The organism is Luteimonas chenhongjianii, assembly GCF_002327105.1.
GTDB lineage: Bacteria > Pseudomonadota > Gammaproteobacteria > Xanthomonadales > Xanthomonadaceae > Luteimonas > Luteimonas chenhongjianii.
The window spans coordinates 2,955,023-2,981,489 of the sequence record NZ_CP023406.1 but is presented as its reverse complement, the minus strand read 5'-3'; the positions used below and the strand labels follow the sequence as shown (position 1 = coordinate 2,981,489).

At 69.2% G+C, this 26,467-nt stretch carries 28 protein-coding genes; 13 read left to right on the top strand and 15 right to left on the bottom strand.

Annotated features, from left to right (window positions below; all coding sequences use genetic code 11):
• Window positions 1-195 precede the first annotated feature (195 nt).
• The 5 genes from hemE to CNR27_RS13510 all read right to left on the bottom strand — a co-directional run bounded on the left by hemE (window position 196) and on the right by CNR27_RS13510 (window position 4,312).
• A complete protein-coding gene (gene hemE, locus CNR27_RS13530) occupies window positions 196-1,272 on the bottom strand; it encodes a uroporphyrinogen decarboxylase (protein ID WP_096299565.1) in 1,077 nt (358 codons plus the stop codon).
• A gap of 46 nt (window positions 1,273-1,318) precedes the next feature.
• On the bottom strand, window positions 1,319-1,573 hold the full coding sequence (locus CNR27_RS13525) for a WGR domain-containing protein (protein ID WP_096299564.1): 255 nt from the start codon (window positions 1,571-1,573) through the stop codon (window positions 1,319-1,321).
• A gap of 26 nt (window positions 1,574-1,599) precedes the next feature.
• Window positions 1,600-2,694 carry a 3-dehydroquinate synthase gene (gene aroB, locus CNR27_RS13520; protein ID WP_096299562.1) on the bottom strand — a complete coding sequence of 365 codons (1,095 nt, stop codon included), beginning with the start codon at window positions 2,692-2,694 and terminating at the stop codon, window positions 1,600-1,602.
• Window positions 2,695-2,740: 46 nt separating this feature from the next.
• Window positions 2,741-3,328, bottom strand: a complete 588-nt coding sequence (locus CNR27_RS13515; protein WP_096299560.1) for a shikimate kinase — start codon at window positions 3,326-3,328, stop codon at window positions 2,741-2,743.
• A gap of 171 nt (window positions 3,329-3,499) precedes the next feature.
• Complete coding sequence (locus CNR27_RS13510) at window positions 3,500-4,312, bottom strand: kinase (RefSeq protein ID WP_096300680.1); 813 nt, start codon at window positions 4,310-4,312, stop codon at window positions 3,500-3,502.
• A gap of 82 nt (window positions 4,313-4,394) precedes the next feature.
• On the opposite strand from CNR27_RS13510, the gene pdxH reads away from it, so the two are divergent.
• The 3 genes from pdxH (at window position 4,395) to CNR27_RS13495 (ending at window position 6,516) form a co-directional block, all read left to right on the top strand.
• Complete coding sequence (gene pdxH / locus CNR27_RS13505; protein WP_096299558.1) at window positions 4,395-5,003, top strand: pyridoxamine 5'-phosphate oxidase; 609 nt, start codon at window positions 4,395-4,397, stop codon at window positions 5,001-5,003.
• The gene (locus CNR27_RS13500; protein WP_096299556.1) at window positions 5,000-5,809 is read left to right on the top strand and encodes a cobalamin-binding protein; all 810 of its coding nucleotides are present in this window, start codon (window positions 5,000-5,002) and stop codon (window positions 5,807-5,809) included. Before pdxH ends, CNR27_RS13500 begins: the two co-directional genes overlap by 4 nt.
• An 89-nt stretch (window positions 5,810-5,898) precedes the next feature.
• Window positions 5,899-6,516, top strand: coding sequence for an NAD(P)-dependent oxidoreductase (locus tag CNR27_RS13495; protein WP_096299554.1), 618 nt, complete (start codon window positions 5,899-5,901; stop codon window positions 6,514-6,516).
• 207 nt (window positions 6,517-6,723) lie between these two features.
• Here CNR27_RS13495 and CNR27_RS13490 read toward each other — a convergent pair whose 3' ends face one another.
• Genes CNR27_RS13490 through CNR27_RS13480 form a run of 3 tightly spaced genes read right to left on the bottom strand, consistent with a single transcriptional unit; the run spans window position 6,724 to window position 8,768 of the window.
• Window positions 6,724-7,191 carry a DUF4426 domain-containing protein gene (locus CNR27_RS13490; protein ID WP_157745496.1) on the bottom strand — a complete coding sequence of 156 codons (468 nt, stop codon included), beginning with the start codon at window positions 7,189-7,191 and terminating at the stop codon, window positions 6,724-6,726.
• On the bottom strand, window positions 7,184-8,023 hold the full coding sequence (gene proC, locus CNR27_RS13485) for a pyrroline-5-carboxylate reductase (protein ID WP_096299550.1): 840 nt from the start codon (window positions 8,021-8,023) through the stop codon (window positions 7,184-7,186). Before proC ends, CNR27_RS13490 begins: the two co-directional genes overlap by 8 nt.
• Before the next feature lie 52 nt (window positions 8,024-8,075).
• A complete protein-coding gene (locus CNR27_RS13480) occupies window positions 8,076-8,768 on the bottom strand; it encodes a YggS family pyridoxal phosphate-dependent enzyme (RefSeq protein WP_425435458.1) in 693 nt (230 codons plus the stop codon).
• A gap of 151 nt (window positions 8,769-8,919) precedes the next feature.
• Between CNR27_RS13480 and CNR27_RS13475 the strand changes: the two genes are divergently transcribed.
• The 3 genes from CNR27_RS13475 (at window position 8,920) to CNR27_RS13465 (ending at window position 11,968) form a co-directional block, all read left to right on the top strand.
• Window positions 8,920-9,957, top strand: a complete 1,038-nt coding sequence (locus CNR27_RS13475; protein WP_096299548.1) for a type IV pilus twitching motility protein PilT — start codon at window positions 8,920-8,922, stop codon at window positions 9,955-9,957.
• Window positions 9,958-10,028: 71 nt separating this feature from the next.
• Window positions 10,029-11,159: a PilT/PilU family type 4a pilus ATPase gene (locus CNR27_RS13470; protein ID WP_096299547.1), complete on the top strand. Its 1,131-nt coding sequence runs from the start codon at window positions 10,029-10,031 to the stop codon at window positions 11,157-11,159.
• Window positions 11,160-11,341: 182 nt separating this feature from the next.
• Window positions 11,342-11,968: a superoxide dismutase gene (locus CNR27_RS13465; RefSeq protein ID WP_096300676.1), complete on the top strand. Its 627-nt coding sequence runs from the start codon at window positions 11,342-11,344 to the stop codon at window positions 11,966-11,968.
• 168 nt (window positions 11,969-12,136) lie between these two features.
• Here the strand turns inward: CNR27_RS13465 and CNR27_RS13460 are convergent, their stop codons facing one another.
• On the bottom strand, window positions 12,137-12,679 hold the full coding sequence (locus CNR27_RS13460; protein ID WP_096299545.1) for a DNA-3-methyladenine glycosylase I: 543 nt from the start codon (window positions 12,677-12,679) through the stop codon (window positions 12,137-12,139).
• A 108-nt stretch (window positions 12,680-12,787) separates the two neighbouring features.
• Between CNR27_RS13460 and CNR27_RS13455 the strand changes: the two genes are divergently transcribed.
• Window positions 12,788-13,243, top strand: coding sequence for an FKBP-type peptidyl-prolyl cis-trans isomerase (locus tag CNR27_RS13455; protein ID WP_096300674.1), 456 nt, complete (start codon window positions 12,788-12,790; stop codon window positions 13,241-13,243).
• Here CNR27_RS13455 and CNR27_RS13450 read toward each other — a convergent pair.
• The gene (locus CNR27_RS13450) at window positions 13,240-14,112 is read right to left on the bottom strand and encodes a DUF72 domain-containing protein (RefSeq protein ID WP_096299543.1); all 873 of its coding nucleotides are present in this window, start codon (window positions 14,110-14,112) and stop codon (window positions 13,240-13,242) included. The genes CNR27_RS13455 and CNR27_RS13450 overlap by 4 nt on opposite strands.
• 114 nt (window positions 14,113-14,226) lie before the next feature.
• Here CNR27_RS13450 and CNR27_RS13445 point away from each other — a divergent pair, with 114 nt between their 5' ends.
• From CNR27_RS13445 to CNR27_RS13430, 4 genes are all read left to right on the top strand, one after another.
• Window positions 14,227-14,781 carry a YqgE/AlgH family protein gene (locus CNR27_RS13445; RefSeq protein WP_096299541.1) on the top strand — a complete coding sequence of 185 codons (555 nt, stop codon included), beginning with the start codon at window positions 14,227-14,229 and terminating at the stop codon, window positions 14,779-14,781.
• The gene (ruvX, locus tag CNR27_RS13440) at window positions 14,778-15,248 is read left to right on the top strand and encodes a Holliday junction resolvase RuvX (protein ID WP_096299539.1); all 471 of its coding nucleotides are present in this window, start codon (window positions 14,778-14,780) and stop codon (window positions 15,246-15,248) included. The genes CNR27_RS13445 and ruvX overlap by 4 nt, the downstream gene beginning before the upstream one ends.
• A 70-nt stretch (window positions 15,249-15,318) precedes the next feature.
• Complete coding sequence (locus CNR27_RS13435) at window positions 15,319-16,278, top strand: aspartate carbamoyltransferase catalytic subunit (RefSeq protein ID WP_096300672.1); 960 nt, start codon at window positions 15,319-15,321, stop codon at window positions 16,276-16,278.
• 67 nt (window positions 16,279-16,345) lie between these two features.
• Window positions 16,346-17,740, top strand: coding sequence for an amino acid permease (locus tag CNR27_RS13430; protein ID WP_096299537.1), 1,395 nt, complete (start codon window positions 16,346-16,348; stop codon window positions 17,738-17,740).
• A gap of 6 nt (window positions 17,741-17,746) precedes the next feature.
• Here the strand turns inward: CNR27_RS13430 and CNR27_RS13425 are convergent, their stop codons facing one another.
• The gene (locus CNR27_RS13425) at window positions 17,747-18,568 is read right to left on the bottom strand and encodes a carboxylesterase family protein (protein ID WP_096299535.1); all 822 of its coding nucleotides are present in this window, start codon (window positions 18,566-18,568) and stop codon (window positions 17,747-17,749) included.
• 336 nt (window positions 18,569-18,904) lie between these two features.
• Window positions 18,905-19,459: an HdeD family acid-resistance protein gene (locus CNR27_RS13420; RefSeq protein ID WP_096299533.1), complete on the bottom strand. Its 555-nt coding sequence runs from the start codon at window positions 19,457-19,459 to the stop codon at window positions 18,905-18,907.
• A gap of 371 nt (window positions 19,460-19,830) precedes the next feature.
• Between CNR27_RS13420 and CNR27_RS15475 the strand changes: the two genes are divergently transcribed.
• Window positions 19,831-20,616: a hypothetical protein gene (locus CNR27_RS15475; protein ID WP_179948188.1), complete on the top strand. Its 786-nt coding sequence runs from the start codon at window positions 19,831-19,833 to the stop codon at window positions 20,614-20,616.
• 588 nt (window positions 20,617-21,204) lie between these two features.
• Window positions 21,205-22,770: a subtype B tannase gene (locus CNR27_RS13410; RefSeq protein ID WP_096299531.1), complete on the top strand. Its 1,566-nt coding sequence runs from the start codon at window positions 21,205-21,207 to the stop codon at window positions 22,768-22,770.
• 36 nt (window positions 22,771-22,806) lie between these two features.
• On the opposite strand, the gene mgtE is transcribed toward CNR27_RS13410, so the two are convergent.
• The 3 genes from mgtE to CNR27_RS13395 form a co-directional block, all read right to left on the bottom strand.
• Window positions 22,807-24,168, bottom strand: coding sequence for a magnesium transporter (mgtE, locus tag CNR27_RS13405; protein WP_096299529.1), 1,362 nt, complete (start codon window positions 24,166-24,168; stop codon window positions 22,807-22,809).
• 262 nt (window positions 24,169-24,430) lie between these two features.
• Complete coding sequence (gene ptsP / locus CNR27_RS13400; protein ID WP_096299527.1) at window positions 24,431-26,164, bottom strand: phosphoenolpyruvate--protein phosphotransferase; 1,734 nt, start codon at window positions 26,162-26,164, stop codon at window positions 24,431-24,433.
• A complete protein-coding gene (locus CNR27_RS13395) occupies window positions 26,164-26,433 on the bottom strand; it encodes an HPr family phosphocarrier protein (RefSeq protein WP_096299525.1) in 270 nt (89 codons plus the stop codon). Before CNR27_RS13395 ends, ptsP begins: the two co-directional genes overlap by 1 nt.
• Window positions 26,434-26,467: the final 34 nt, after the last annotated feature.

Below are 26,467 nucleotides of genomic sequence, written 5' to 3'. Positions count from 1 at the left end.
CGAGGTCTCTGCGGCGCGCGCACGCCGTGCACGCCCGGACGTGCCGCGCAATCTCGATTTCGCCCATATCGCAGGATCGCCGGGTGTTCCCGTCCTCGATCGACACACTGCACTCCACGCCACCACCACCGCGGCGCTGTGCTGGCTGGCACTGCGCGGGGCCAGCGGCTGCCGCGCAGTGGCGTTGCGGCCGACTCAGCGCGCGCTGTAGGCGTGCACTTCGTCGACCAGCACCCCGACGTGGTCGGGGTTCATGTCCGGCGACATGCCGTGACCGAGGTTGAAGATGTGGCCGTCGCGCGAGCCGCCGTTGCCGTCGCGGTAGCTGTCGAGCGCGTGGCGGACCTGTACGCGGATCGCATCGGGCGAACCGTAGAGCGTGGTCGGATCGAGGTTGCCCTGCAGCGCGACGCGGCCCTGCGTGCGGCGCGCGGCGTCGCCGAGTTCGATCAGCCAGTCGCAGCCCAGGCCTTCGGCCCCCGAACGCGAGAGTTCATCGAGATACGCGGCATTGCCCTTGCCGAACAGGATCAACGGCGTGCGCTCCTCACCCTCGCCACGCTGCAGTTCCTGCGCGATGCGGGTCAGGTACGGCAGCGAGAATTCGCGGTACATCGCCGGTGACAGCACGCCGCCCCAGGTGTCGAACACCTGCAGTGCCTGCGCGCCAGCGGCGCGTTGCGCGGCGAGGTAGGCGATCACCGCATCGGTATTGACCGACAAAAGTGCATGCAGCGCCTTGGGATCGTTGAGCGCCATCGCCTTGATGCGGGCGAAATCCTTGCTGCCGCCGCCTTCGACCATGTAGCAGGCCAGCGTCCACGGGCTGCCGGAAAACCCGATCAGCGGCACGCGTCCGCCGAGTTCGCGGCGGATCACCCGCACCGCGTCCATGACGTAACGCAGCTCGGTCTCCATGTCCGGCACGCCGAGCCTGGCGATGCTGGCGGCGTCGCGCACCGGATTGCGGAACTTCGGGCCTTCGCCTTCGACGAAATACAGCTCCAGACCCATCGCATCGGGGATGGTCAGGATGTCGGAGAACAGGATCGCCGCGTCCAGGTCGAAGCGCGCCAGCGGCTGCAGGGTGACCTCGCAGGCGAGCTCGGGCGTCTTGGCCATCGCCAGGAAGCTGCCGGCGGCCTTGCGCGATGCGCGGTACTCGGGCAGGTAGCGGCCGGCCTGGCGCATCAGCCAGACGGGGGTGCGGTCGACGGGCTCGCGCCGCAGTGCGCGGAGGAAACGATCGTTCTGCAGGACGGCGGAGGACATCGAGGACTGGATTCCCTGGAAAAAGTGGAGGGCGCGCGGCGCCGGATCAGGCGGGCGCGTCGCTGCCGCGGGCGAACATCAGCTGGAAGCCGCGCTTGAGCTGGGCATCGCGCGCAGCCTCGAGCGCCTTGATCGCGCTGGGCTGGTCGAGGAACAGGTCGCGCCGCAGCGTGCTGCGGCCGCCGACCTGTCCGCTCTCGCGCAGCAGCGTCCAGCCGCCCAGCAGGTCGGGCTGCAGGCTCAGCTGCACGAACCGCGGGGATTCGGCACCCTGGGGGCGTTGTTGCAGGTACAGGCGCATGTCCGCGATTGTACGGCGTGCGGTGTTCAGCCCGTCTGCAGGACCGAAAGCACTGCCGCTTCGGGCACGTCGCCCAGTACTTCCGCGCGCCCCGCGCCACGCCAGAGGACGAAGCGCAGCCCGCCGGCCACGGCCTTCTTGTCGAGGCGCATGTGGGCGAGCAGGCGCCCGGCGTCGAGGCCGGGCGGCACCTCGACGGGCAACTGCAGGCGCAGCAGCAGGTCGCGCAGGCGCTGCGTGTCGGCGGCAGGGGCCAGGCCCAGCATTGCCGACAGCCGCGCGGCCAGCACCATGCCGATCGCCACCGCTTCGCCATGATTCACGCCGCCGTAGCCCTGCTCGGTCTCGATCGCATGACCGAAGGTGTGACCGAGATTGAGCAGGGCGCGCTCGCCGTGTTCGAAGGGATCGCGCGCGACGATCGCCGCCTTGTGCGCGCAGCTGCGGGCGATGGCCTCGGACAGCGTCGCATCGTCCATCGCCAGCAGTGCATCGGCGTGGGCATCGAGCCAGTCGAGGAAAGCCGCATCGCCGAGCGCGCCGTACTTCACCACTTCGGCCAGGCCGGCCCGCAACTCGCGTGCGGGCAGGGTGCGCAGCGCCGCGGTATCGGCGATCACCGCGCGCGGCGGATGGAACGCGCCGACCAGGTTCTTGCCCTGCGGCAGGTCCACCGCGGTCTTGCCGCCGACCGACGAGTCCACCATCGCCAGCAGCGTGGTGGGCAGCTGGACGCAATCGATGCCACGCATCCAGCAGGCTGCGGCGAAGCCGGCGAGATCGCCGATGACGCCGCCACCGAGCGCGAACAGCGTCGCGTCGCGGCGCATGCGCGCCTCGGCCAGCGCCGTGGTGACCTCGGCGAAGCTGGCCAGCGTCTTCGATGCCTCGCCCGCCGGCAATACATGGCGGTGGATGCGCAGGTCCGGGCGCGCGGCCTGCAGCGCGGCGGCGACGCGGTCCGCGTAGAGGGGCGCCACATGCGCGTCGCTGACGATCATCGCGTCGCGACCGCGCAGCAGCCGGGCCAGCAATGCACCGTCGTCGAGCAGATCGGGGCCGATGTGGATGGTGTAAGGCGGGTCGCCGGCGACGGCGACTTCTCGGGTGGGGTGGGTCATGGATGCGGGCAGGATGGAGGCCGATGGCGCAGGTCGCCAGGCCGGCTCATGGGACGGGGCTGGACGCGGCGCCGGCGGACGCGACGACGGAGGCGTCCGGGTCGGCGGGTGGCTGCCAGTGGGTTTCGATCAGATGGCCAAGCTGCGCCGTGGCTTCGTTGCAGGCGTGCGGCCCGGTATCGAAGCGCAGGTGCGCACACTCTGCATACAGCGGCGCACGCTCGGCTGCGAGCCGGCGCAGGACCTCTACCGGGTTGTCACCCGCGAGCAGCGGACGGGTACGGTCGCGGGCCAGACGGGTGAGCTGGGTGTCGATATCCGCATGCATGTGCACGACGAAGCCGCGGGCGCGGAGTAGGCTGCGGTTGCCGGGATCGAGCACCGCGCCGCCGCCGGTGGCGATCACCTGGCGGGAGCCGACGAGGATGTCGGCCAGCGTTGCGCGCTCGCGTGCGCGGAATCCGGCTTCGCCCTCGCACTCGAAGATCATCGAGATGCGTGCGCCGGTGCGCTGCTCGATCTCCTGGTCGATGTCGACGAACGCCAGGCCGAAGCGCGCGGCGATCCGGCGTCCGATCGAGGATTTGCCGGCGCCCATCGGTCCGACGAGCACGAGGTTGGGGGCGGAGTGCATGGCCGCATGCTAGCAGCGGGCCGTGGCTGCCGACGGCTGGAGACGCAGGCCCGGCGTCGAAGCCGTGCGACCTGCCGACTTGGTCACATGTGTGCGGGCCGGAGGAAATATGGCTGCACCAGGCCCGCGTCCTGGAGCCCACGCCCCGGCGCGCCCCCGGCGCGCCCGGCATCACTCCATGGCGAGGATCCGCCGCTGCGCATCGAGCCTGACCACGACATCGGCCGACATCGGCAGGGTCTGCAATGCCCGCCGGCTGACCCGCTCGTAGTGCTGCACGAACCGGCCGATCTGCGCCCGGTCCATGCCGCGGATGCCCGGCGCGGCTTGCTGCAGAGATCGCTCCTGTTGCCAGCGCCATTCCGGCACGACCTCGAAGCCGGGCGGCTGCAGGAAGGCCAGTGTGTCGATGGCACCCCAGAGGGGCGGATAGTCGCGGGCGAGGGCGGCATTGCACCAGCGGCGCCACACGCCTTCCGCATCCTCGTCACGCTCGAGGGCATTGAGCGGCGCGGCGAGCGCCGCGTCGTCCTGCGCCGTCGCGCCGAGGCACCAGCCTTCGAAGACCAGCAGGTCGAGCCCATGGACCCGTGGCCAGGCGCCTTCGGGCAGGCGGCGGTCGCCGAGCTTGTCGAAGCGCGGGAGCCGGGTCTGCGCGCGCCCACGCACCGCATCGATGATCGAAAGGCCGAGCGCGACCTCGTGCGTGCCGGGCGGGCCGCGGGTCGCGAGCAGGGGATGGACGTCGCGGGCCAGTGCAAGGCGCGCGCCTCGATCCAGATACAGATCGTCGAGCGACAGGACCGCGGCGCGCAGCCCGCGCGCGGCGGCGGTGCTCACGATCTGGGCGGCGAGCGTGGATTTGCCGGTGCCCTGCAGGCCGCTGATGCCGAGCACGCGCGGCGCATCGCCCGGGCGCAGCCGGGCGAGCAGCCGTCCGGCGAGGGTCTCGGGCCATGGGCCGGAAGCGGGAGCCGTGGACATGAGGGCACGATACCCGGCCCGCGGCCACGCCGTGCTGCGCCGCGGTTCGACATCGCGGCGGGCTGGGGCGATCATCGGGGGCATGAGCACCGCGACCACCACCCAGCTGTCCGAAGCCCTCGACACCTTCGCCGCCCTGTTCGACGAGGCGCGCGTCGCGGGCGAGCCCGATCGCACCGCGATGACCGTCGCGACCGCCGCCCTGGATGGGCGTCCTTCCGCGCGCACCGTGCTGCTCAAGGCCTGGGACGAACGCGGCTTCGTGTTCTACACCCATCTCGACGGTCGCAAGGGCCGCGAGTTGCAGGAGAATCCGCACGCCGCGCTGCTGTTCCACTGGCCGCGCGTGCGTGAGGGCGTGCAGGTGCGGATCGAGGGGCCGGTGGTGATCGTCGCCGACGAAGAGGCCGATGCGTATTTCGCCTCGCGTCCGCGCGGCAGCCAGATCGGCGCGTGGGCGTCGAGGCAGTCGGACGAGCTCGAAAGCCGCGAGGTTTTCAACCGGCGGCTGGAGGAAGTGGAGCGTGAGTTCGAAGGCCGCGACGTGCCCAGGCCGCCGCGCTGGTCGGGACTGCGCGTGCGCCCCGATCGCATGGAGTTCTGGTACGGCGCGCAGTACCGCCTGCACGAGCGCTGGCTCTACGATTGCGATGTTGCGGGGGACTGCCGCAAGCGGATGCTGTATCCGTGACAGCTGGCCCGCGCCGCATCGTCTGCCTGACCGAAGAACCCACCGAAGTCCTCTACGCACTCGGCGAACAGCACCGCATCGTCGGCATCAGCGGTTTCACCGTGCGTCCGCCGCAGGCACGCCGGGAAAAGCCCAAGGTCAGCGCCTTCACCAGCGCGAAGATCGACGAGATCCTCAAGCTCGAACCGGATTTCGTTGTCGGTTTCTCCGACATCCAGGCCGATATCGCCGCCGAGCTGGTCCGCCGTGGCGTGGAGGTGTGGATCAGCAACCACCGCAGCGTCGACGGCATCGTCGACTACGTGCGCCGGCTCGGCGCCCTGGTCGGCGTGGGTCCGCGCGCCGACGCCTATGCCGACACCCTGCGCCGCGGTCTGGACGCGATCGAAGCGCAAGCCGCGAAGCTGCCGTATCGGCCACGCGTCTACTTCGAGGAATGGGACGAGCCGATCATCACCGGCATCCGCTGGGTCGCCGAGCTGATCCGTATCGCCGGCGGTGACGATGTGTTTCCCGAGCTCTCCGCCCAGTCATTGGCCAGGGCGCGCATCCTCGCCAGTGGAGATCCGGTGATCGAGCGCGCGCCCGACATCATCCTGGGCTCCTGGTGCGGCAAGAAGTTCCGCCCCGAACGCGTCGCCGCGCGCCCGGGATGGGATTCGATTCCGGCCGTCCGCGACGGCGAGCTGCACGAGATCAAGTCCCCGCTGATCCTGCAGCCCGGGCCTGCCGCGCTGACCGATGGCGTGGCCGCGATCGCGGCCATCATCCGCAACTGGGCGCAGAGCCCGCGCCGCGCCGCGTAGCGCCGGCCGCAACGGTGGGTTGCACCGGCGGCCATTCGCGGTCGCAGCTTCGCGCCTAGCATGGGCCTCCCCACATCGCGGAGCTTCCCATGCAACGCATCGCCCTGATCGGCATCACCGGACGCGCGGGCTCGCGTATCGCCAGCGAACTGCTCGCGCGTGGTCATCGCGTCACCGGCATCGCCCGCAACACCGCCGACACGCCTGCCGAGGCCGGCCTGAGCCTGCATTCGGCCGACGCCTCGCGCGCTGATGCCCTTGTGCCCTTGCTGCAGGGACACGACGTCGTCGTGAGCGCCGCCCGGTTCGATGGCGGACCGACCGCCGAGGTGTTGCTCGAGGCCGTGCGCCGCGCCGGCGTACCGCGCCTGCTCGTCGTCGGCGGCGCCGGCAGCCTGGAGGTCGCGCCTGGCGTCGCGCTGATCGATACGCCCGAGTTCCCGCCGGCCTACAAGGCCGAAGCCGCGGCAGGCCGTGTGTTTCTCGACGCGCTGCGCCGCGCTGACGACATCGACTGGACCTTCGTTTCGCCGGCTGCCAGTTTCGAACCCGGCGCGCGCACCGGTGCGTTCCGCCTCGGCGGGGATGCGCTGCTTGTCGACGCTGCAGGCAACAGCGCGATCTCGATGGAGGACTACGCGATCGCCTTTGCCGACGAGATCGAACGTCCCGCGCATCCGCGCCAGCGTTTCAGCGTCGCCTACTGACGGAAGCAGCAGGGCGCCGCACAGGCCGTCACGAATGGTGCGGCGGACGTCGGCTTTCTGCGCCACGCCGGGTCGGCGCTACTGCTGCGGCTGTTCTCCGTCGCGGGTGGTCGCCGCGCTAGCCGCCCTGAATCCGTGCTCCGAAGTGGGCGAGCGGCGCCGCGACCGATTGAAACCGCTCGGGCGCAACCCGACCGGCCGCGCGCTTCAGCGCCCGATGTCGCGGCTGAAGCGCAGGTTGACCCGTTCGCCCTCGTCGGTGGCGACCCGCAGGTCCAGGCGCAGCGTGTCCGGACCTTCCACGCGTGCGGTCGCGACGTATTCGGTGGCGCCATCCACGTCCACCGCGTCGAACTCGAGGACCTGACGCACGCCGCGCAGGTCGCGGGCTTCGCCGCGGACGCGCGCGGGTGTTGCGGCGTCGCCGCGTCGGACGCTGACCAGCACGAGCGCGCGATCCCGCGCCGGTTCGATCCGGTAGCGAGTGGCCACCGGGGCGCTCAGGCCTGCGGTCGGCACCACGCTCCCCAGCACCTCCAGCTCGCCGGTCGTGGCCCGGGCCGGCATCGCTGCATTCGTCGCCGCGGCGGCGACCTCCGCCTGCGACGGCGCCTGCCCGCAGGCAGTGACCAGCAGCGCGAGCATCGCGACCGGAAGGCGCGCGCCCTCAGTCATTGGCGGCCGAGAGTTCGCCCCCGCGGCGCGCGGCGTTGTCGATCGCTTCGGCGACCAGGACGCGCAGGCCGCCCGCCTCGAAGGTTTCGACCGCCGCATGGGTGGTGCCGCCCGGCGAGGTGACCTGGCGACGCAGTTCGGCGGGCGCTTGCCCGGATTCGACCAGCATCCGCGCGGCACCCAGTACGGTCTGCAGTACCAGCGTGCGCGCATCGGCAGCTGGCAGGCCCTGCGCAACCGCCGCGTCTTCCATCGCCTCGGCGAGGAGGAACACATAGGCCGGTCCGCTGCCGGACACGGCGGTCACCGCGTCCATGCGTGCTTCGTCGTCGATCCATACGGTGGTTCCGGCGCTTTCGAGCAGCGCCTGGGCGCGGGCGCGCCCGGCCTCGTCGACGCGCGCATTCGCATACAACCCGGTCACGCCGGCGCCCAGCAGGGCCGGCGTGTTGGGCATCGTGCGCACGACGGCCGCATTGCCCCCCAGCCAACGGTCGAGCTGGTCGGAGGTGATGCCGGCCGCGACCGACATCACCAGCGGGCGGCTCGCACGCGCCTGATCGGCCAGGCTCTCGCAGACGCTGCGCATGACCTGGGGTTTGGTCGCCAGCACCCAGGTACCGGCCCCGGCCACTGCATCGGCCGCGTCGGCATAGGTCGCCACGCCGAAGTCGCGGGCCAGCGCCTCGCGTGTGTCGGGGTTCGGATCGACGACGCGCACCGAAGCGGCATCGCCGCCACGCGCGACCAGGCCACCGATCAGGCTGCGCGCCATGTTGCCGCCACCGATGAAGACGATGGGCGCATCGGAAGGAGCAATGGTCTGGGTCATGGCGGTACCGGAGAAGAAGCTGCGTCGATGGTAGCCGACGCATCCGCGACGCTCAGCGCGATAGGCGCGCACCGAACAGCGCAGTCCCGACGCGGACCATCGTCGCGCCTTCGGCGATCGCCAGCTCCAGGTCGTCGCTCATGCCCATCGACAGTGTGTCGATGGCGGGATCCTGTCCGGCCACCGTGTCGAACAGGCGGCGCATGCGCGCGAACGCCTCGCGCCGGCGCGACGGTTCGGCGTGAGGCGCGGGAATCGCCATCAGGCCGCGCAGGCGCAGGCCGGGCGCGGCGCGGATCGCCGCCACCAGCGTCGGCACTTCGGTCGGCGCGCATCCGTGTTTGCTCGACTCGTCATCGATGTTGACCTGCACCAGCACGTTCAGAGCGTCGCGCGCGGCCGGCCGGTGCGCGGACAGTGCGTCGACCAGTTTCATCCTGTCGACGGTCTGCACCCAGTCGAACAGCGCGGCCGCCTGCTTCGCCTTGTTCGACTGCAGGTGGCCGATCAGGTGCCATTCCAGATCCAGTCCGGCCAGGGCTTCGATCTTGCCGGCGGCCTCCTGGACATAGTTCTCGCCGAATGCGCGCTGGCCCGCGGCCGCGAGCGCGGCGATGGCTTCGGCTGGGTGCCGCTTGCCGACAGCGAGCAGGCGCGGGGGCTGCGGCCGCGACGCGTCGGCCGCCGCTTTCCGCAGGCGCGCGAGCACCGCGTCGAGTGCGTTGCGGGCGGGGAGTGTCGACACGGGCAGGGCACCTCGATGGTGTCTTCGGACGGGGGCGGCGCGCACTGGTTATGGCCGGCGCGTCCGGGTCTATACTGCCGCCGGGGACAGGGGCGGCGCCAGTCGGACGGCGGATCCGTATCCTGCGCGGATCATTATCAAGGGGTGCTGCATGGATATCGCCGAACTGTTGGCGTTTTCGGTCAAGAACAAGGCGTCGGACCTGCATCTGTCCGCGGGATTGCCGCCGATGATCCGCGTCGATGGCGATGTGCGCCGTATCAACATCCCCGCGCTCGAGCACAAGCAGGTGCATGCGCTGATCTACGACATCATGTCGGACAAGCAGCGCCGCGACTTCGAAGAGTTCCTCGAGGTCGACTTCTCGTTCGAGATCCCCGGCCTGGCCCGCTTCCGCGTCAACGCCTTCAACCAGAACCGTGGCGCCGGCGCGGTATTCCGCACCATTCCCTCCGAAGTGCTGACGCTCGAGGACCTGAACTGTCCGCCGATCTTCCGCCAGCTGATCGACCAGCCGCAGGGCCTGATCCTGGTGACCGGCCCGACCGGTTCGGGCAAGTCGACCACGCTCGCGGCGATGATCGACCACATCAACAAGAACGAATACGCGCACATCCTCTCGGTCGAGGATCCGATCGAATTCGTGCACACCTCGCAGAAGTGCCTGATCAACCAGCGCGAGGTGCATCGCGATACGCACGGCTTCAACGAGGCGTTGCGCTCGGCGCTGCGCGAGGATCCCGACTACATCCTGGTCGGCGAGTTGCGAGATCTGGAAACCATCCGCCTGGCGCTCACGGCCGCGGAAACCGGCCACCTGGTCTTCGGCACGCTGCACACCTCGAGCGCGGCCAAGACCATCGACCGCATCATCGACGTCTTCCCCTCGGGAGAGAAGCCGATGGTGCGCTCGATGCTGTCCGAATCGCTGCGCGCGGTGATCTCGCAGTCGCTGCTCAAGAAGGTCGGCGGCGGACGTACCGCAGCCTGGGAAATCATGGTCGGCATGCCTGCGATCCGGAACCTGATCCGCGAGGACAAGGTCGCGCAGATGTATTCGGCCATCCAGACCGGCCAGCAGTACGGCATGCAGACGCTGGACCAGCATCTGCAGGACTTGGTGAAGCGCGGCCTGATCACGCGTCCGTCCGCCAGGGAATACGCCAAGGACAAGCGCCTGTTCGACTGAGCGGACGCGAATATTGATGCGCCGCCGACCGCTTGCGGTCGCGGCGCGAGACGGGATCCCGGAGGATCGTCATGAGCAGCATCGATTTCACCTCGTTCCTCAAGCTGATGGCCCATCAGAAGGCCTCGGACCTGTTCATCACGGCCGGCATGCCGCCGTCGATCAAGGTCCACGGCAAGATCTCGCCGATCACCCAGAACCCGCTCACCCCGCAGCAGGCGCGCGATCTGGTGCTCAACGTGATGACCCCGCCGCAGCGCGAGGAGTTCGAGAAGACCCACGAGTGCAACTTCGCGATCGGCGTCTCGGGCGTCGGCCGCTTCCGCATCTCGTGCTTCTACCAGCGCAACCAGGTCGGCATGGTGCTGCGCCGGATCGAGACGCACATCCCCAGTATCGAAGAGCTGAACCTGCCGCCGATCATCAAGACGCTGGCGATGACCAAGCGCGGCATCGTGATCTTCGTCGGCGCCACCGGCACCGGCAAGTCGACCTCGCTGGCGGCGATGATCGGCTATCGCAACCAGAACTCGACCGGTCACATCATCACGATCGAGGACCCGATCGAATTCGTGCACAAGCACGCCGGCTGCATCATCACCCAGCGCGAGGTGGGCATCGACACCGACAGCTGGGAGAACGCGCTCAAGAACACCCTGCGCCAGGCGCCTGACGTGATCATGATCGGCGAGGTGCGCACGCGCGAGGGCATGGATCACGCCATCGCCTTCGCCGAGACCGGCCACCTGGTGCTGTGCACGCTGCATGCGAACAACGCCAACCAGGCGATGGACCGCATCATCAACTTCTTCCCCGAAGACCGACGCAGCCAGCTGCTGATGGATCTTTCGCTCAACCTCAAGGGCGTCGTCGCACAGCAGCTTATCCCCACGCCCGACGGCAAGGGCCGTCGCGTGGCGATGGAGGTCATGCTGGGTACGCCGCTGGTGCAGGACTACATCCGCGATGGCGAGATCCACAAGCTGAAAGAGGTGATGAAGGAGTCGACCAACCTCGGCATGAAGACCTTCGACCAGGCCCTGTTCGAGCTCTACCAGGCTGGCGAGATTTCCTACGAGGACGCACTGCGCTACGCCGACTCCGCCAACGAGGTGCGTCTGCGCATCAAGCTCGCCCAGGGCGGAGATGCGCGCACCCTGTCGCAGGGACTCGACGGGGTGGAAGTGGCCGAAGTGCGCTGATCCTGCCTCAGACGGAATCACGGACGCCCCGCCCAGTGCGGGGCGTTCGCGTTGTGGGCCTGGCGCAACGCAGTGTCGACTGCGTCGTTCGCACTGCCCCGGTATCGTGGGCGCGGTGTTGTCGCCAACTTGACCCCCGCCGGGGGACAATGGCGCGCATTCATTCCCCAAGGAGATCGATGATGGCCTACACCCTTCCCGAGCTGGGCTACGCGTACGACGCGCTCGAGCCGCATATCGATGCCAAGACGATGGAAATCCATCACACCAAGCATCACCAGACCTACATCAACAACGCCAACGCCGCGCTCGAAGGCACGCAGTGGGCGGACGTCCCGGTCGAGACGCTGATCGCCGATCTCGACGCGCTGCCGGAAGACAAGCGTGGCCCGCTGCGCAACAACGCCGGTGGCCATGCCAACCATTCGCTGTTCTGGACGGTCATGTCGCCCAACGGCGGCGGCAACCCGGTCGGCGAGGTTGCCAAGCGCATCGACAGCGATCTGGGTGGCTTCGACGCATTCAAGGAAGCCTTCACCAAGGCGGCGCTGACCCGCTTCGGCAGCGGCTGGGCCTGGCTGTCGGTCGACACCTCCGGCGCGCTGAAGGTCGAAAGCAGCGCCAACCAAGACAATCCGTTGATGAAGGGCATCGGCTCGGGCAATACACCGATCCTCGGCCTGGACGTCTGGGAACATGCGTACTACCTCAAGTACCAGAACCGTCGTCCTGATTACATCGCCGCCTTCTACAACGTGGTCGACTGGAACGAAGTCGAGCGCCGCTACCAGGAAGCGGTCAAGGGCTGATCCCTGACGTTTCCGAGGTATCCCGTTCCGGCCGCGCAAGCGGCCGGAATGCTGTGGGAGCCGTGGAACGCGCCGCAGTCGAAGGTCGACACGAGGTTTTCGTGGATGTCGGCGTGGGCTGCGTGCCGCGCGCCGGATGGCCCGGCCATGCGAACGGCCGGTCGGGCGTCAGACGTTCCGCTTCACGCGTGCGATGTCCTGCATTACCGGACAGTCCGCGCGGTGCGCGCCCGGCAAGTACCCCAGGCTCATCAGGAACTCGCCGGTGATCTCGCCACCGGTGAAGCGGAATGTCCGCTTGAACAGCTTGACCCACGAGGCCTTGTCACGCGGCGTGCCGTAGTCGCGTGCATGCGCATCGAGCCAGTCCGCGAAGCCGCCATGGCTGTCGCGCAGGCTGCGGATCACCTGTGCGTTGTGGATCGCCGCGTCGACCTTGAGCCGGTTGCGGATGATCGCGGCGTCGCCGAGCAGTCGCGCGCGGTCCGCTTCGCCGTAATCGGCGACCGCATCGACATCGAACCCATCGTAGGCGGCGCGGAAGCCAGCGCGCTTGCGCAGGATGGTCTCCCAGCTCAACCCGGCCTGGTTGATCTCGAGCAACAGCCGCTCGAACAGCACTGCCTCCTCGCGCTGCGGAAAGCCGTACTCCGTCGCGTGGTAGGACGCATGGACGGGATGTCCGGGGGCGATGTCGCAATAGCCGCTCATCGCCCCAGCATAGGGTGCGCCGCGCGGGTCTGCCACCGACGACCGGGCCGGTTGCGCCCGTGACGCTGGTCGCGCCAACATGCGGCACCGCCCTGCATGGATCCGTCGATGGAAATCGCCCACCGCCGCGTTGCCACCGTGCACTTCACCCTTTCCGACGATGCCGGCCGGCAGCTGGTGACCACGCGAGGCCATGATCCGCTGGTGTACATGCACGGCAGCGGTTCGATCATCGTCGGGCTCGAAGCTGCGCTCGAAGGCCGCAGCGCCGGCGATACCTTCACCGTCGACATTCCGCCCGAGCGCGGCTTCGGGCCTCGCCACGACAGCCTCGTGCAGACCTTGCCGCGCTCGATCTTCACCGGCAGCAATACGCCCTCCGTTGGCGAGAAGCTGCGGGCGCAGACGGAGAAGGGGCCGCTCGATGTCCTGGTCACCGCGCTGAGCGATGACGCGATCACGGTGGACGGCAACAATCCGCTTGCCGGGCGCGTCCTGCGCGCGGATGTGGAGGTGATGGCGGTGCGCGTGGCAACGCCGCAGGAGATCCAGTTCGGTCTCTAGCTGGCGGGGAGTCGTCGGGCGAGGGTCTGGGCGTCGAACGGCGCATGCACCTTGGCATCGTTGTCGAAATAGCAATAGACATCGCGGCCTTCGTGCGCGCGTGGTGCCCGCGGTGCGCTGCGTTGCGCGTCTCGCGGCTCACCGCCCGCAGCCCAGCGACGGATCCGTTGCGCCCAGTGGTCCAGCGCGGCGTCGCCATAACCGCTGGTGTAGAGCTCGGTATCGCCATGCAGGCGGATGTAGATGAAGTCGGCGGTGACATCCTCGGTCACCGGATGCCGGCCGGCACTGTCGGAGACCACCAGACCCACGCCGTGTTCGCGGAGCAGTCCCATGAACTCCGGCGTCTGGAAGCTGGCATGGCGGACTTCGATCGCGTGCCGGATGGGGCGCCGCGGCAGTTGCGGCAGGGCGCTGCGCCCCTTCATGCGGGCGGCCTCGCGGCGACGCGCCAGCGACAACGCGGCGGTGGTGTCGCGCGGCAGCAACGACAGGAAGGCCGCCATGCGCGCAGGGTCGAAGGCCAGGTTCGGCGGCAGCTGCCAGAGCAGGGGGCCAAGGCGATCATCCAGCGCAAGCACGCCGGATGCGAAGAAATTGGCCAGCGGCATTTCGATGTCCTGCAGACGTTTCATGTGGGTGATGAAACGTGGCCCTTTGACCGCGAACACGAAGCCGTCGGGCACCGCGTCGCGCCATGCGCGCCAGCTCGCCGGCGACTGCAGTGAATAGAACGAGCCGTTGATCTCGATCGACGGGAACAGGCCGGCTGCATACGCAAGCTCGCTGCGCTGGGGCAGCGCCCCGGGATAGAACACGCCACGCCAGGGCGCGTAGCGCCAGCCGGAAATGCCGATGCGGATCGTCATGCGCCGCACCGTGGCCGCAGACGGTTCGAATCCGCGTGAAGCCGGGCGAGCTGTTTCGATCGCGAATGCGGGCCATTTACGCAGCGTCGTGAAGGCCGCCGCTAGAATGTCGACATGTCGTTCTTCGCCAACCACATGCTGGTCGCGCTGCCCGGGCTGCAGGACCAGAATTTCTCGCGCACGGTCGCGCTGATCTGCCAGCACGACGGCGACGGCGCGATGGGCGTGGTCGTCAATCGCCCGTCCGAATTCACGTTCGGCGATCTGGTCGACCAGATGGGGATCGCCTTGCGCGACGACACTTTGCGCGACCAGCGCGTGCTCGCCGGCGGCCCGGTGCACCCCGAGCGGGGTTTCGTGTTGCACGACGGCGAAGGCGGCTGGGATTCCAGCCTCAAGATCGCGGAGGGGCTGCATGTCACCACCTCGCGCGACGTGCTCGAGGCGATGGCGGCCGGCGACGGCCCGCAGCATGCCGCCGTCGCGCTGGGCTGCGCTGGCTGGGGCAGGGGGCAGCTGGAACTCGAACTGACCCAGCACAGCTGGCTGACCGTACCTGCCGATCCGAGCGTTATTTTCGACACGCCGCTCGACGCGCGCTGGCAGGCGGCGGCGGGCCGCATCGGCGTCGACATGATGCATGTCGCCGGCCACAGCGGCCGCGCATGAACGATGCCGCGCCCGCCCGCATCCGCCGCGATGGCACCGTGCTGGGCTTCGATGTGGGGTCGCGGCGGATCGGCGTAGCGGTGGGCAGCGCCTTCGGTCATGGCGCGCGCGCGTTGGCGGTCATCGACGTGCATGGTGAGCAGATCGACTGGCAGGCGGTCGATCGCCTGCACAAGGAATGGCGCCCCGACGGCATGATCGTCGGGGATCCGATGACGCTCGACGGCGGCGACCAGCCCGCACGTGTGCGGGCCCATGCGTTCGCGCGTGAGCTGCGGGGACGCTACCGGGTGCCTGTGGTGCTGGTGGACGAACGCGCGAGCTCGATCGAGGCCGCGCAGCGTTTCGCCCTCGACCGGGCCGAGGGCCGGCGCAAGCGCCGCGACGCGGCCGCGCTCGACGCGGTGGCGGCCGCAGTGATCGTCGAGCGCTGGCTGGCCGCGCCGGAAGACGGCCAGCCGGTCTGATCCACTTCGCACTCGCCGCATGCTTGCGGCTGCGGGACAATGGCAGGCCCCGCCGCTGCCCGAGCCCGCGATGACCGTGCAAGAACCCTGTGTCGCTTCCGACGTCCAGCTCGGTGACGACGGCCGCCTGCGTCACCTGCTCACCCTCGACGGGCTGCCGCGTCCGGTGCTCGAGGCACTCCTCGATCGCGCCCAGGAAATGGCCGATTCCGGCGAGATCAATGCGCGCCTGTCGGGGACTGCGGTCTGCACGCTGTTCTTCGAACCCTCCACCCGCACGCGGCTGAGTTTCCAGCGCGCAAGCCAGCGACTCGGCGCCGATGTGCTCGCATTCGACGCCTCCACTTCCTCGACGACCAAGGGTGAGACGGCGCTCGACACCTTTCGCACCATCGAGGCGATGGGTGTGCGCGGCTTCGTGATGCGTCATGCCTGCGACGGCGCAGTGGCCGAGCTGGCCGCCGTGGCGGGGCCCGGCACCGCCCTGGTCAACGCCGGTGACGGTCGCAGCGCGCATCCCACCCAGGGCCTGCTGGACATGCTGACCCTGCGCCAGGCCAAGGGCCGCGACTTCAGCGGGCTGAAGGTTGCGATCGTCGGCGACGTCCGCCATTCGCGGGTCGCACGCAGCGACCTGCATGCGCTGCGGATCCTCGGCGCCGGCGAGATCCGCGTCTGCGGCCCGGCCGCACTGCTGCCGGACGACGCGACGCTGGCCGGGTGCACGGTCACCCACGACCTCGACGCCGCGCTCGACGGCGTCGATGCGGTGATGATGCTGCGCCTGCAGCGCGAACGCATGGCCGAAGGCCTGGTCGGGTCGCTCGAGGACTACCACCTCCACTACGGACTCGACATGCGACGCCTGCGCCGCGCCGCCAACGACGTCGTGGTCCTGCATCCCGGTCCGATGAATCGCGGCGTCGAGATCGATGACGCCGTCGCTGACGGCCCCAGCTCGCTGATCCTGCGTCAGGTCGGCAACGGCGTGGTCGCACGCATGGCGGTGCTGGAGGCCCTGCTGGGTTGAGCGTCGGGCGTCGCCTGCGCGCGAATCCGGTATCGTGCGCCACGCCCCGCCACCCGACTGCCGAGCCATGTCCTCCAACGATCCCCATGTCCCGCCGCCCGCGCAGGTGGCATCCGCGCCCGCGCACGCATTGACGCCGCGCCAGCTGGTGATGATGGGCCTCGGCAGTGCGATCGGCGCCGGCCTGTTCCTGGGGTCGGGCGTCGGTGTGCAGACCGCGGGTCCGGCCGTGCTGGTCTCCTACCTGATCGCCGGCGCACTGGTGATCGTGGTGATGCATGCGCTCGGCGAAATGGCGGCAGCCAAGCCGGCCAGTGGTGCGTTCTCGGTGTATGCGGCCGACGCGATGGGACCGGTTGCCGGCGCGACGGTGGGGTGGCTGTGGTGGCTGCAGGTGGTGATCGTGATCGCCGCCGAAGCGGTAGGCGCGGCAGGACTGCTGGCTTCGATCTGGCCATCGCTGTCCGTACCCGGGCTGGCGCTGTGTTTCATGGCCGTGTTCACCGCGATCAACCTGCTGGGCGTGCGCCGGTTCGGCGAGTTCGAGTTCTGGTTCGCGATCCTCAAGGTGATCGCGATCCTGGGGTTCATCGCCATCGGTATCGCACTGATCGCCGGATGGCTGCCCGACGTGGCCTCGCCGGGCCTGTCCAACGTGCTGGGACCGGACGGCTTCGCGCCGCGCGGCTGGGCCGGTATCGGCGCGGCGCTGCTGGTCGTGGTGTTTGCTTTCGGAGGGACGGAGATCGTGGCGATCGCCGCGGCCGAGACGAATGATCCCGCGGGCAGCCTGGCGCGCGCGATCCGCACCGTCGCCTGGCGCATCCTGGTGTTCTATCTGGGTTCGATCGCGGTGATCGTGGTCGTGGTCCCCTGGGACAGTCCGGCGCTTTCCTCGCCATTCGCCGCCGTGCTGCAGACGGCGCGGATCCCGGGCGCAGCCACCGCGATCACCCTGGTCGCGGCGATCGCACTGCTGTCGGCGCTCAACGCCAATCTCTATGGCGCCTCGCGGATGATCTGGTCACTCGGGCGGCGCGGCGATGCGCCGTCCCTGCTCGGCCGCAGCGATCGGCGCAACGTGCCGGTGGCTGCGGTACTGGCGAGCGTGGCGTTCGGCTTCGCCGCTGCCGCGCTGGAGCTGATGTTCCCGCAGCGAGTGCTGCCGTTTCTGCTCAACATCGTCGGTGCGACCTGCCTGCTGGTGTGGACGATCGCGCTGGTTTCGCAGTTCATCCTGCGCCGCCGCGCGGATCGCGCCGGCCGCGCATTGCCGTTCCGGATGCGCGCCTTCCCGTTGCCGACGATCGTCGCGCTTGGTGTGCTCGGGGCGATCTTCGCGATGCTCGTGGCCTCTCCCGATACCCGTGCGCAGTTCCTGTCGATGGCTGTGCTGACGGTGGCGATTGCCGGCCTCAATGCACTTGCGCAGCGCATGCAGCGGGCGCGTCCGTCACGCTGACGCGCGTCAACGCTGCTGCGCGAACAGCCAGGGCCACAACGCTTCGGTGCGGTAGGCCGCATCCCAGCTGTTGTGGTTGGCGTCGGGGAATTCGGTGTAGCGCACGTCCGCGCCGACCGCGCGCAGCGCGGCATGCATGCGTCGCGACTGCTCGGGCGGCACCACGTCGTCGCGCGCGCCATGGAAGATCCAGCTGGGAATGTGGCGCAGCTGCCGGGCGGTCTCGGAGAACGGGTCCGCAGCCGCGTGCGTGGATTCGACCTGGAGCGAAGCGAGGTCGGGCCGGGTGCCGGGCGGGGTGATCCCGCCGCAGACCGGCACCAGCGCGGCGAAGCGGGCAGGCTCGCGCAGCGCCAGCGACCACGTGCCGTAGCCGCCGCGGGACATTCCGGTCAGCGAGGTGCGTGCGCGATCGCCCTGGAATTCCTCCGTGGCCGCATCCAGCGCCGCGAGCGCCATCGTCGCGGTATCACCTTCCCAGGATTCGCCCTCGGGTGACTGCGGGAACACCACCAGCGCCGGGAAGTCGCCCCCTCGGCCGCGCAGGTATGGCCCCAGACCCGCCTGGGTCTGCTTCTCGCCGTCGTCGCCGCGCTCGCCCGAGCCGTGAAGGAACAGCACGACCGGAAGCGGCCGCGGCAGTCGCGCTGCCGGTACGAACACCTGGAAGGCGGAGCTTCGTGCGCCGGCGCGCACTTCCCGGCGCACGAAGCCACCCGCGGTGTCGCGGTCCGTCAAAGCAGTGGCGCATCCGCCCAGCACCGTCGACGCTCCGGCAATTGCGAGGCCCTGCAGCAGGCGGCGGCGGGCAGTGGATTGAAGAGGCATGGACAGGACTCGAGATGACAGGGCAGGCGAAATCCACGTAACCGCCGGCGGATGCGCGACGACCTTCGCGGAGCAGGCCATACGTTACGTCGTCCTGGATCTCGTGTGCGCAGCACGGAGCTGCCATGCAAAAGCGCCGCAGAAACTGCGAGCAACTCCCTTGGTCATACGCCGGGGCTGCCGTGAGCGTGGCGCACGGCGAATTCCTCGGCTCCGGGGTGGCGACCACCCCCGGCCATTCTTCCGAAGCTCCCCGGGGAGGCAATGTCTACGAACGAAACCGCCTGCATGCGGATGCTGCCGCTAGCGACGAAGCGGCAGAGCGATGCGCGGGTACTAGACGGCCAGCGGCTTGAGATCCTTGCGCATGCGGAAGGCCAGGGCGACTTGCAGGGCGCCGTAGACCAGGGCGCCGGCTGCAATCCAGATCAGGACCGTCAGCATGCCCACGCCAGGCATCGCCAGGAACAGCACGCCCAGCACGATCGCCAATACGCCGCTGAGCGCCAGCATCCATTCACCGCTGACCTCCTTGCGGACTCGGATCGCCATCACGATGCGCGCGACGCCGGCAATCACCAGCCATATGGCCAGCACCCAGAACATCGCTTCGGCCATGCCCAGCGGCTGCGCGATCGCCAACACCCCGAAGAGGATCGAAGTCAGCGAGTAGACAATCAGCAACCAGCGCGGCAGGGAGATGTCGCGCCGGAAGGCGCTGATCAGGGTGACAATGCCGTCGGCCAACGACAGGATGCCGAAGCTCCACACCAGTGCCAGCACCGATGCGATCGGCCAGAACATGCACGCCACGCCAAACGCGATCGCGATCAGGCCGTAGAGCAGGAACAGCCACCAGCTACGGCCCACGTCACCAAGAACTGCGGCCATCGTCCTGCTCCATGTGTGCCAGCGGCTGCCGGCTTTTTTGGAACTTACGCCGGTTGCGTGCAGGGGGCGTGAGCGTTTGCCGACGGCCTGGGCGGTGGGCTGGACGTGCCTCGTGCCGGCTCGTTCGCGAGCCCGCCGGGCCCTGCGAGGACGGCAGTGCGCGCTCGATCGAGGCGCGGACCGGTGATTGATTGGCGACATTCGCCGGAGCGTTTGCCGGTGCCCATCCGAGCGTCGGCACGCCACGCATCCAAGCCAGGCCGGAGTTGCTTTCGGGGCTTCGGTGTCCGAAGCAGGCCACGTCCGCAGGCGCGAAACTTCCCGGGTTCTGTCGTCCTGCTAGCCTCGCGCAACGCCCATTTTTTCCGAGCATGCCCATGCGCGATTGCGAATCCCTCCCTGCCGGCGCGACAGCGATGGCGCTGGCCATCGCGTTTGCCGCGGCCTCCTGTGCGAGCCCGCATGTGGCGCATCCGGAAGTCAGCCGCGATGTCGCCATCGAGGGCACCGTCGTGGCCATCGACACCCGGCCGTGGGCGTACGACGGACACGCGGTGGTCGAGGTCGATGTCGATGGCGGCGGGCGCGTGGCGCTGCAACTGCCCGCGCGCTGGAACCTCTGCGAGGCTGCGCCGGTAGACCTTGAGGCCCTGGCGCCGGGGGTGCGCGTGCAGGCGGTGGGGGCTGCGGAAAGCGAGGGTCGGCTGACGGTCTGCAACGATGCCGGACACCGGCTGGTGACGCTCGCTCCCCTGGGCGGTCCCACCCGCGGCGGCGACGGGTCGGAGAGCATGCTCTCGCCGCTGTCGCTGCAGGAGATCGAGGGTGCGGCGCTGGCCGGTGAGCTCGGCTGCAGCTTCGCCGGCACCGCCGGAAAGGCGCCGCTGCTGCTAGCGATGGGTGACGTCGCATCAAACGCGCCGGCACGCGGCGTGGTCAAGGTGGGTGACTACCTGGAGCAGGTGGCAGCCCCCGGCGGCTTCGATGGAATGCTGCGCGGCGCGCGGTTCGCCGGTGCCGGCAAGACCATCGATATCGAAGTAACCGGCGCTGCGGTAGGTGGTGGCGAATCGCCGCCGGTAGCGGCCACCCTGACCTATCACCGTGCCGATGGCGCGCAACGCCAGTGGGTCGGCCGGTGGCAGTGCGGGCCATGAGCCGGGCAGGCGTCGGCTAGCGGCACGAGCAACGGGACAGGGAGCACGGCGCCCGCATGCGATCGGCAGCCGGTGTCGCTGTCGGTCTCGCCTGCGGCTGTGTCGATCCTTGTCGCGGCGCAGAGACGGCCTGGGGTTTTCACCGCGGCCAAACGGCGGCACTGCTACCTGCAGTCCATGCTGTCCTGGGCGGGCGGCGGGCACGGAGGTGCCAGGTGTGCAGCACGTCGGTCACGCCAGCCACCCGCGATCCGCGACCCGTGTTGCGCGTCTCCATCGTGGCTACGCGGCCCCCCACGGACGATGTCGTGGCCCAGGCGGCCAGGCACGCCTTGCGCGCAGGTCACGTGCGCAGTGGGCGCTCCGTGCATCTGCGGCGTCCGCGCCGTGTGAGGCCCGGCCGAATCGGTCCGGACCCGCAGACCGGCAAGCCCGCCATCGGTGCGCGCGACGGGCCCGCAGTACGCGATGTCATCCCCCCTGTCCGTCGACGCAGGTCCAGCCGGCCAGATCATCCTGGCAGCGGATGCGCGGGCCGTGAGCCATCGCATGCCGGCTGCTGCCAGCGGACCCCACTGGAGAACCGCCATGGTTGAGCGCAGGGACGTCCTTCGCCTGGGGCTCACCGGGCTGGCGCTATCGGTGCCGGTACTGTCCGGATGCGGGCGCGGTCCGACGCGCGGGCATACCCTCCGCTTCGATACCGAAGCTTTCGAAGAACTGACCGACACCATCGCCACCGCCGGCGGCGACCGCTCCGTGACCTACCGGTTCTACCGGGCCATCCCGTATGTGGCCAAGCCCGTCGATGTCGCCTGCCAGAGCCTCAACATATCCGTCCCGGTGGCGATCGATGCGGTCCCGGTGGACGCATCGCGGGCGCCGATCCTGTTTGCCAATTCGGTGGGGGGCTACCTGCCGTCGAGCACCGTGAAAGCGACAGGCGTGGGCGCCGGCGGCATGACCGGCATGCCCGGCATGGGCGCGATGCCGCCGGGCGATCCACCGCCAGACGCAATGGCCCAGGTCGGCAGCGGCGGCAATGCGATGATCTCGCGGGCCGGCAGGATGGTGAACAATGCCCGGCTGGCGCTGGCGGCCGGCAACGTCGTCGTGGAACCGGGCGCGCGCGGACGCACGCTGCGCAATGACGAGGGGGCCTATTACGGGGTGGCCCCGGCGGCCATCGTCGACCTCAAGGCGGCGGTGCGCTACCTGCGCGCCAACAGGCACAAGGTGCCCGGCAATATGGATCGGATCGTGTCTTCGGGCACCAGCGCCGGCGGCGCGCTGTCCGCCCTGCTCGGGGCGTCGGCGGACGACACCCTCTATGACGAAGCGCTGGCGGCGGTCGGTGCCGCCGATGCCAGTGACGCCGTCTTCGCCGCAGCTGCGTGGTGCCCGATCACCGACCTCGATCATGCCGACATGGCCTACGAGTGGAACTGGGGCGACAACCCGCTCGCCACGGGCGGCCTTGTCGACCCGCTGGAGTCCGCGCAACTGGCCGGTGCGTTCGCGGGCTACCAGGCCAGCCTGGGGCTCCATGGCGAAGGGGTAGCTGCGTTGACCGCGGAGACGCTTGGCCCGTACCTCGTGGAGAGCTATCTGCAGCCGGCCGCAGATCGTTATCTGGCGTCGCTGCCTGCTGCCGAGCGCGCGACCTATCTCTTCACCCACTCCTTCATCCGCTATGTCGACCGCCGCTCGGGCTTCTCCTGGGCCGACTTCAGGGCCCATGTCGGAGCGCGCAGGAAGTCGCTTCCGGCCTTCGACGCCTTCGATCTGTCAGCCCCCGAAAACAACCTGTTCGGGCTGGGGAAAACCAAAGCCCGGCACTTCACCACCTACAGCCTTCGCAAGGCCAGCGGTGATCCCACCGCCGTACTGGATGCCGACCTGCCGCGTACGCTCGAGCAGATGAACCCGATGCCGTTCCTCCTCGAGGGCAACCGCGCAAGGGCGAAGCACTGGTGGCTGCGGGTCGGTACCCGCGATACCGACACGTCGCTATCGGTACTCGCCAATCTCGCTGCTGTGGCGGCCGCCCGCGGCGACGATGTGGACGCGGCGATGTACTGGGATGCAGGACATGGCGCCAACGAGGACGCCGACGACTTCATCGCCTGGATCAGTCGCATCGCCGACGCCTAGGGCTGCATGGCGTAGCACGCCATGCAGGGCGTTCCTTCAGCGCAGCATGATCACCGTGGCCAGGCCCAGGAAGCTGAAGAAGCCCATGATGTCGGTCACGGCCGTGACCACCACGGTACCCGCGACTGCGGGATCGACGCGCATGCGCTTGAGCAGCAGCGGCAGCAGTACGCCCGCCAGCGCCGCGGAGCAGAAGTTGATCACCAGGGCGGCGAAGATCACCAGCGACAGCACCCAGTCGCCGAACCAGACCAGCGCCACCAGCCCCACCAGGCTGCCGATCAGCAGGCCGTTGATCAGCGCGACGCGCGCTTCCTTCCACAGGAGGATGCGTGCATTGCTGGCGCCGACCTGGCCGAGTGCAAGGCCTCGGACCATCAGCGTCAACACCTGCACCGCAGCGTTGCCGCCGATTCCGGCGACGATCGGCATCAGTACCGCGAGCGCGACGACCTGTTCGAGGGTCGCCTCGAAGCGGCCGATCACGAACGCCGCCATGAACGCGGTCAACAGGTTGATGCCCAGCCACACCACGCGACCACGCACCGCGCGCTTGATCGGGGAGAAGAGATCCTCGTCCTCGTCGAGACCGGCAGCCGACAGGGCCTGGTGCTCGGCCTGCTCGCGGATGATGTCGATCACGTCGTCGACCGTGATGCGGCCGAGCAGGACGTTGCCGTCATCGACGACCGGCGCCGAGACCCAGTCGTTGTCGGAGAACTGACGGGCGACGTGTTCGGCGGAATCGGCCACGTGGATCGAATCGAGCTCGTCGTCGATCAGCTTGTTGATCGGCGTAGCGGGCTCGCGCGTCACCAGATCCTGCAGAGCGACCCAGCCCATCAGCTGGTGGCGCCGGTTGACGACGTAGAGGTGGTCGGTGTGCTCGGGCAGTTCGCCGCGCAGGCGCAGGAAGCGCAGCACCACGTCGACGGTGGTGTCGGCGCGTACCGTCACCACATCGGGATTCATCAGGCGGCCGGCGGTGTCTTCCGGATACGAGAGCACCTGCTCCAGGCGTTCGCGGTTCTCGCGGTCCATTGCCCGCAGCACTTCGTCGATGACGGCATCGGGAAGGTCTTCGACGAGATCGGCCAGATCGTCGATGTCGAGATCTTCGACAGCGGCCACCAGCTCGTCGGCGTCCATGTCCGCGATCAGGCTCTCTCGCACCTCATCGCCGACGTGGACCAGGACCTCGCCATCGTCCTCGGGGTCGACGAGGCCCCAGACGACCATGCGCTTGTCGTGCGGCAGCGATTCGAGAAGATTGCCGATCTCGGCCGGCGCCAGCGTATGCACCAGCCGACGCACCGGCCCCAGTCGGCCGCTGTCGAGTGCATGGGACAGCAGGCGCAGCTGTCGCGCGGTCTTGTCGTGGCGGACGGCTTCGGCCATGGATCGCTCCGCTGCGCGTCGCGACGGGCTGGCGCGACTGGTCGGGTTTGTCTATCCGCCCATTATCGGGAAAGCGATGGCCTTGCGCCATCGGCGCGCCAAGATGTCGGAGCGAAGGCCGCGTTGGATACCCGGTGGGGATACCGAGCGCGGACGCGCGCAGGGCATTTGCCCAGGGATGCGCAGCCTGTCATGCACTCGACAGCGCAGTGTCGCCATCGGGTGCCGACCCGGAAGACAGCACGAAGGTGCTGGGCGACGCTCAGCCCGGGAGATGCACCGGCTGCGCCGAGTCGAGCCAGCGCTCGATGCCCGCACGATCGCGCGCGCGCAGCAGTGCGGGCGCACGGGCACGCAGCTGGCCGAGGTCAAGCGCCCGGATCGCGCGGCGCACTTCGAGCATCGGCGAGGGATGCAGGCTCAGTTCCTCGAGACCGAGGGCGAGCAGCAGCGGGGTGAAGCGGGCGTCGCCGGCGATCTCGCCGCACACCGATGCCGGCATGCCGCGGGCGCGCGCGATGCGCACCACGCTGTGCACCAGGCGCAACACGGCCGGGTGCAGGGGTGAATACAGCTCGCCAAGCGCATCGTTGTTGCGGTCCGCGGCCAGCAGGTATTGCACCAGATCGTTGGTGCCGATCGAAACGAAGTCGAGATCGCGGGCGAAAACGGGCAGGGCGATCGCGGCCGATGGCACCTCGATCATCGCGCCCAGCGCGATCCGCTCGGCCGTCTCGAATCCCTCGCGGGCGATGTCCTGCTGCACACGCACCAGGAGGCGACGTACCGCGACGATTTCCTCGCGGCCGCTGACCATCGGCACCAGGATGCGCACCGGGCCGTAGCCCGACGCGCGCACGATCGCGCGCAACTGGGTCTCCAGCAGGCCGGTGCGCGCCATCGACAGCCGCACGCCGCGCAGGCCCAGTGCCGGATTGGGTTCGTAGCGCAGCGCAAGGCCGGTTTCGTCGGCCTTGTCGGCACCGATGTCGAGGGTGCGGATCGTGACCGTGCGGCCGGTCATGCCGAGCACGAGATCGCGATAGGCGCGGAACTGCGCCTCCTCGTCGGGAATCTCGCGGCCCTGCAGGAACAGGAACTCGGTGCGGTAGAGGCCGATGCCGGCAGCGCCGATCGAATGCGCCTCGGCGACGTCCTCGCGCGACTCGGCGTTCGCGTACAGGCGGATGTCGACGCCGTCGAGCGTCTTGCTCGGCTCGCGTCGCAGGCGGCGCAGCTGCTTGCGTTCGCGTTTTTCCTCGCGAAGACGCGTGCGATACGCCCGCAGGTCGTCCGCGTTCGGCTCGATCACGATCTCGCCGGTGCTGCCGTCGATCACCAGTACGTCGCCGTCGTTGACCATGCCCAGCGCCTGCGGCGCATTGACGATCAGCGGCAGGTGCAGGCTGCGGGCGAGGATCGACGCGTGCGACAGCGCGCTGCCGCCGCAGGTCACGATGCCGAGGACGCCCTGTGCCTGCAGTCGTCCGATTTCCGATGGAGAGATCGCATCGGTGACCAGGATCTCGCCGGCCACGCCCTGGAGTTCGGCTTCGTGCGCATGCAACGCCGCATGGACGCGGCCGATGACGTGGTCGATGTCCTCGATGCGGCTGCGGAAGTAGGCATCGTCCATGCTTTCGAAGACCGCGGCCAGACGGTCGCGCTGCAGGCGCAGGGCGTAGTCCGCGCCGTACAGGTCGTTGCGCACGAGTGCGTCGAGCCCATGCAGCAGCTCGGGGTCCTCGAGCAGAAGCGTGTGCAGGTCGAGGAACTCGCCGACCTCGTGGGCGAGCGCGCCATGCAGCTGGTCGCGCATCGCGCGGATCTCGCTGCGCACCTGCTCGATGGCGGCGTGCAGGCGGGCCAGCTCCGCCTCGACTTCGTGCGGCCCGATGCGGGCTTCGGCGACTTCCAGAGCGTGCGGCTCGCGCACGCGTGCCCGTCCCAGCGCATTGCCGCGCGACGCGCCCTGCCCGGGGACAGCCTTGCGCATCAGCTCTCCTCGTCGAACCTGCGCTCGAACAGCGCGGCGGCGGCCTCGGCGGCGGCCGCCTCGTCCTCGCCATCGAGCCGCAGCACGACCTGGGTGCCATGGCCCGCGGCGAGCAGCATCACGCCCATGATGCTCTTGGCATTGACCTCGCGCCCCTTGGCGACGAGCGTCGCGTTGCAGCGGAAGCCGGAAAGCACCTGGACGAGTCTTGCGGTCGCGCGCGCGTGCAGGCCGAGCTTGTTGGCGACGAGCAGTTCGCGTTCGATCATCGTGGGGTCCTGGGGGATGCTTTGCGTGGAAGGA

Bases quoted from the DNA above. Each gene is read 5' to 3' on its own strand.
- aroB (WP_096299562.1), bottom strand. From the start codon at position 2,694: ATGACCCACCCCACCCGAGAAGTCGCCGTCGCCGGCGACCCGCCTTAC.
- CNR27_RS13445 (WP_096299541.1), top strand. From the start codon at position 14,227: ATGTCGTTCTTCGCCAACCACATGCTGGTCGCGCTGCCCGGGCTGCAG.
- CNR27_RS13495 (WP_096299554.1), top strand. From the start codon at position 5,899: ATGCAACGCATCGCCCTGATCGGCATCACCGGACGCGCGGGCTCGCGT.
- CNR27_RS13455 (WP_096300674.1), top strand. From the start codon at position 12,788: ATGGAAATCGCCCACCGCCGCGTTGCCACCGTGCACTTCACCCTTTCC.
- proC (WP_096299550.1), bottom strand. From the start codon at position 8,023: ATGACCCAGACCATTGCTCCTTCCGATGCGCCCATCGTCTTCATCGGT.
- CNR27_RS13430 (WP_096299537.1), top strand. From the start codon at position 16,346: ATGTCCTCCAACGATCCCCATGTCCCGCCGCCCGCGCAGGTGGCATCC.
- CNR27_RS13425 (WP_096299535.1), bottom strand. From the start codon at position 18,568: ATGCCTCTTCAATCCACTGCCCGCCGCCGCCTGCTGCAGGGCCTCGCA.
- CNR27_RS13510 (WP_096300680.1), bottom strand. From the start codon at position 4,312: ATGTCCACGGCTCCCGCTTCCGGCCCATGGCCCGAGACCCTCGCCGGA.
- CNR27_RS13435 (WP_096300672.1), top strand. From the start codon at position 15,319: ATGACCGTGCAAGAACCCTGTGTCGCTTCCGACGTCCAGCTCGGTGAC.
- CNR27_RS13470 (WP_096299547.1), top strand. From the start codon at position 10,029: ATGAGCAGCATCGATTTCACCTCGTTCCTCAAGCTGATGGCCCATCAG.
- CNR27_RS13410 (WP_096299531.1), top strand. From the start codon at position 21,205: ATGGTTGAGCGCAGGGACGTCCTTCGCCTGGGGCTCACCGGGCTGGCG.
- CNR27_RS13515 (WP_096299560.1), bottom strand. From the start codon at position 3,328: ATGCACTCCGCCCCCAACCTCGTGCTCGTCGGACCGATGGGCGCCGGC.
- mgtE (WP_096299529.1), bottom strand. From the start codon at position 24,168: ATGGCCGAAGCCGTCCGCCACGACAAGACCGCGCGACAGCTGCGCCTG.
- ruvX (WP_096299539.1), top strand. From the start codon at position 14,778: ATGAACGATGCCGCGCCCGCCCGCATCCGCCGCGATGGCACCGTGCTG.
- pdxH (WP_096299558.1), top strand. From the start codon at position 4,395: ATGAGCACCGCGACCACCACCCAGCTGTCCGAAGCCCTCGACACCTTC.
- ptsP (WP_096299527.1), bottom strand. From the start codon at position 26,164: ATGCGCAAGGCTGTCCCCGGGCAGGGCGCGTCGCGCGGCAATGCGCTG.
- CNR27_RS13465 (WP_096300676.1), top strand. From the start codon at position 11,342: ATGGCCTACACCCTTCCCGAGCTGGGCTACGCGTACGACGCGCTCGAG.
- CNR27_RS13420 (WP_096299533.1), bottom strand. From the start codon at position 19,459: ATGGCCGCAGTTCTTGGTGACGTGGGCCGTAGCTGGTGGCTGTTCCTG.
- hemE (WP_096299565.1), bottom strand. From the start codon at position 1,272: ATGTCCTCCGCCGTCCTGCAGAACGATCGTTTCCTCCGCGCACTGCGG.
- CNR27_RS15475 (WP_179948188.1), top strand. From the start codon at position 19,831: ATGCCCATGCGCGATTGCGAATCCCTCCCTGCCGGCGCGACAGCGATG.
- CNR27_RS13525 (WP_096299564.1), bottom strand. From the start codon at position 1,573: ATGCGCCTGTACCTGCAACAACGCCCCCAGGGTGCCGAATCCCCGCGG.
- CNR27_RS13490 (WP_157745496.1), bottom strand. From the start codon at position 7,191: ATGACTGAGGGCGCGCGCCTTCCGGTCGCGATGCTCGCGCTGCTGGTC.
- CNR27_RS13395 (WP_096299525.1), bottom strand. From the start codon at position 26,433: ATGATCGAACGCGAACTGCTCGTCGCCAACAAGCTCGGCCTGCACGCG.
- CNR27_RS13460 (WP_096299545.1), bottom strand. From the start codon at position 12,679: ATGAGCGGCTATTGCGACATCGCCCCCGGACATCCCGTCCATGCGTCC.
- CNR27_RS13450 (WP_096299543.1), bottom strand. From the start codon at position 14,112: ATGACGATCCGCATCGGCATTTCCGGCTGGCGCTACGCGCCCTGGCGT.
- CNR27_RS13475 (WP_096299548.1), top strand. From the start codon at position 8,920: ATGGATATCGCCGAACTGTTGGCGTTTTCGGTCAAGAACAAGGCGTCG.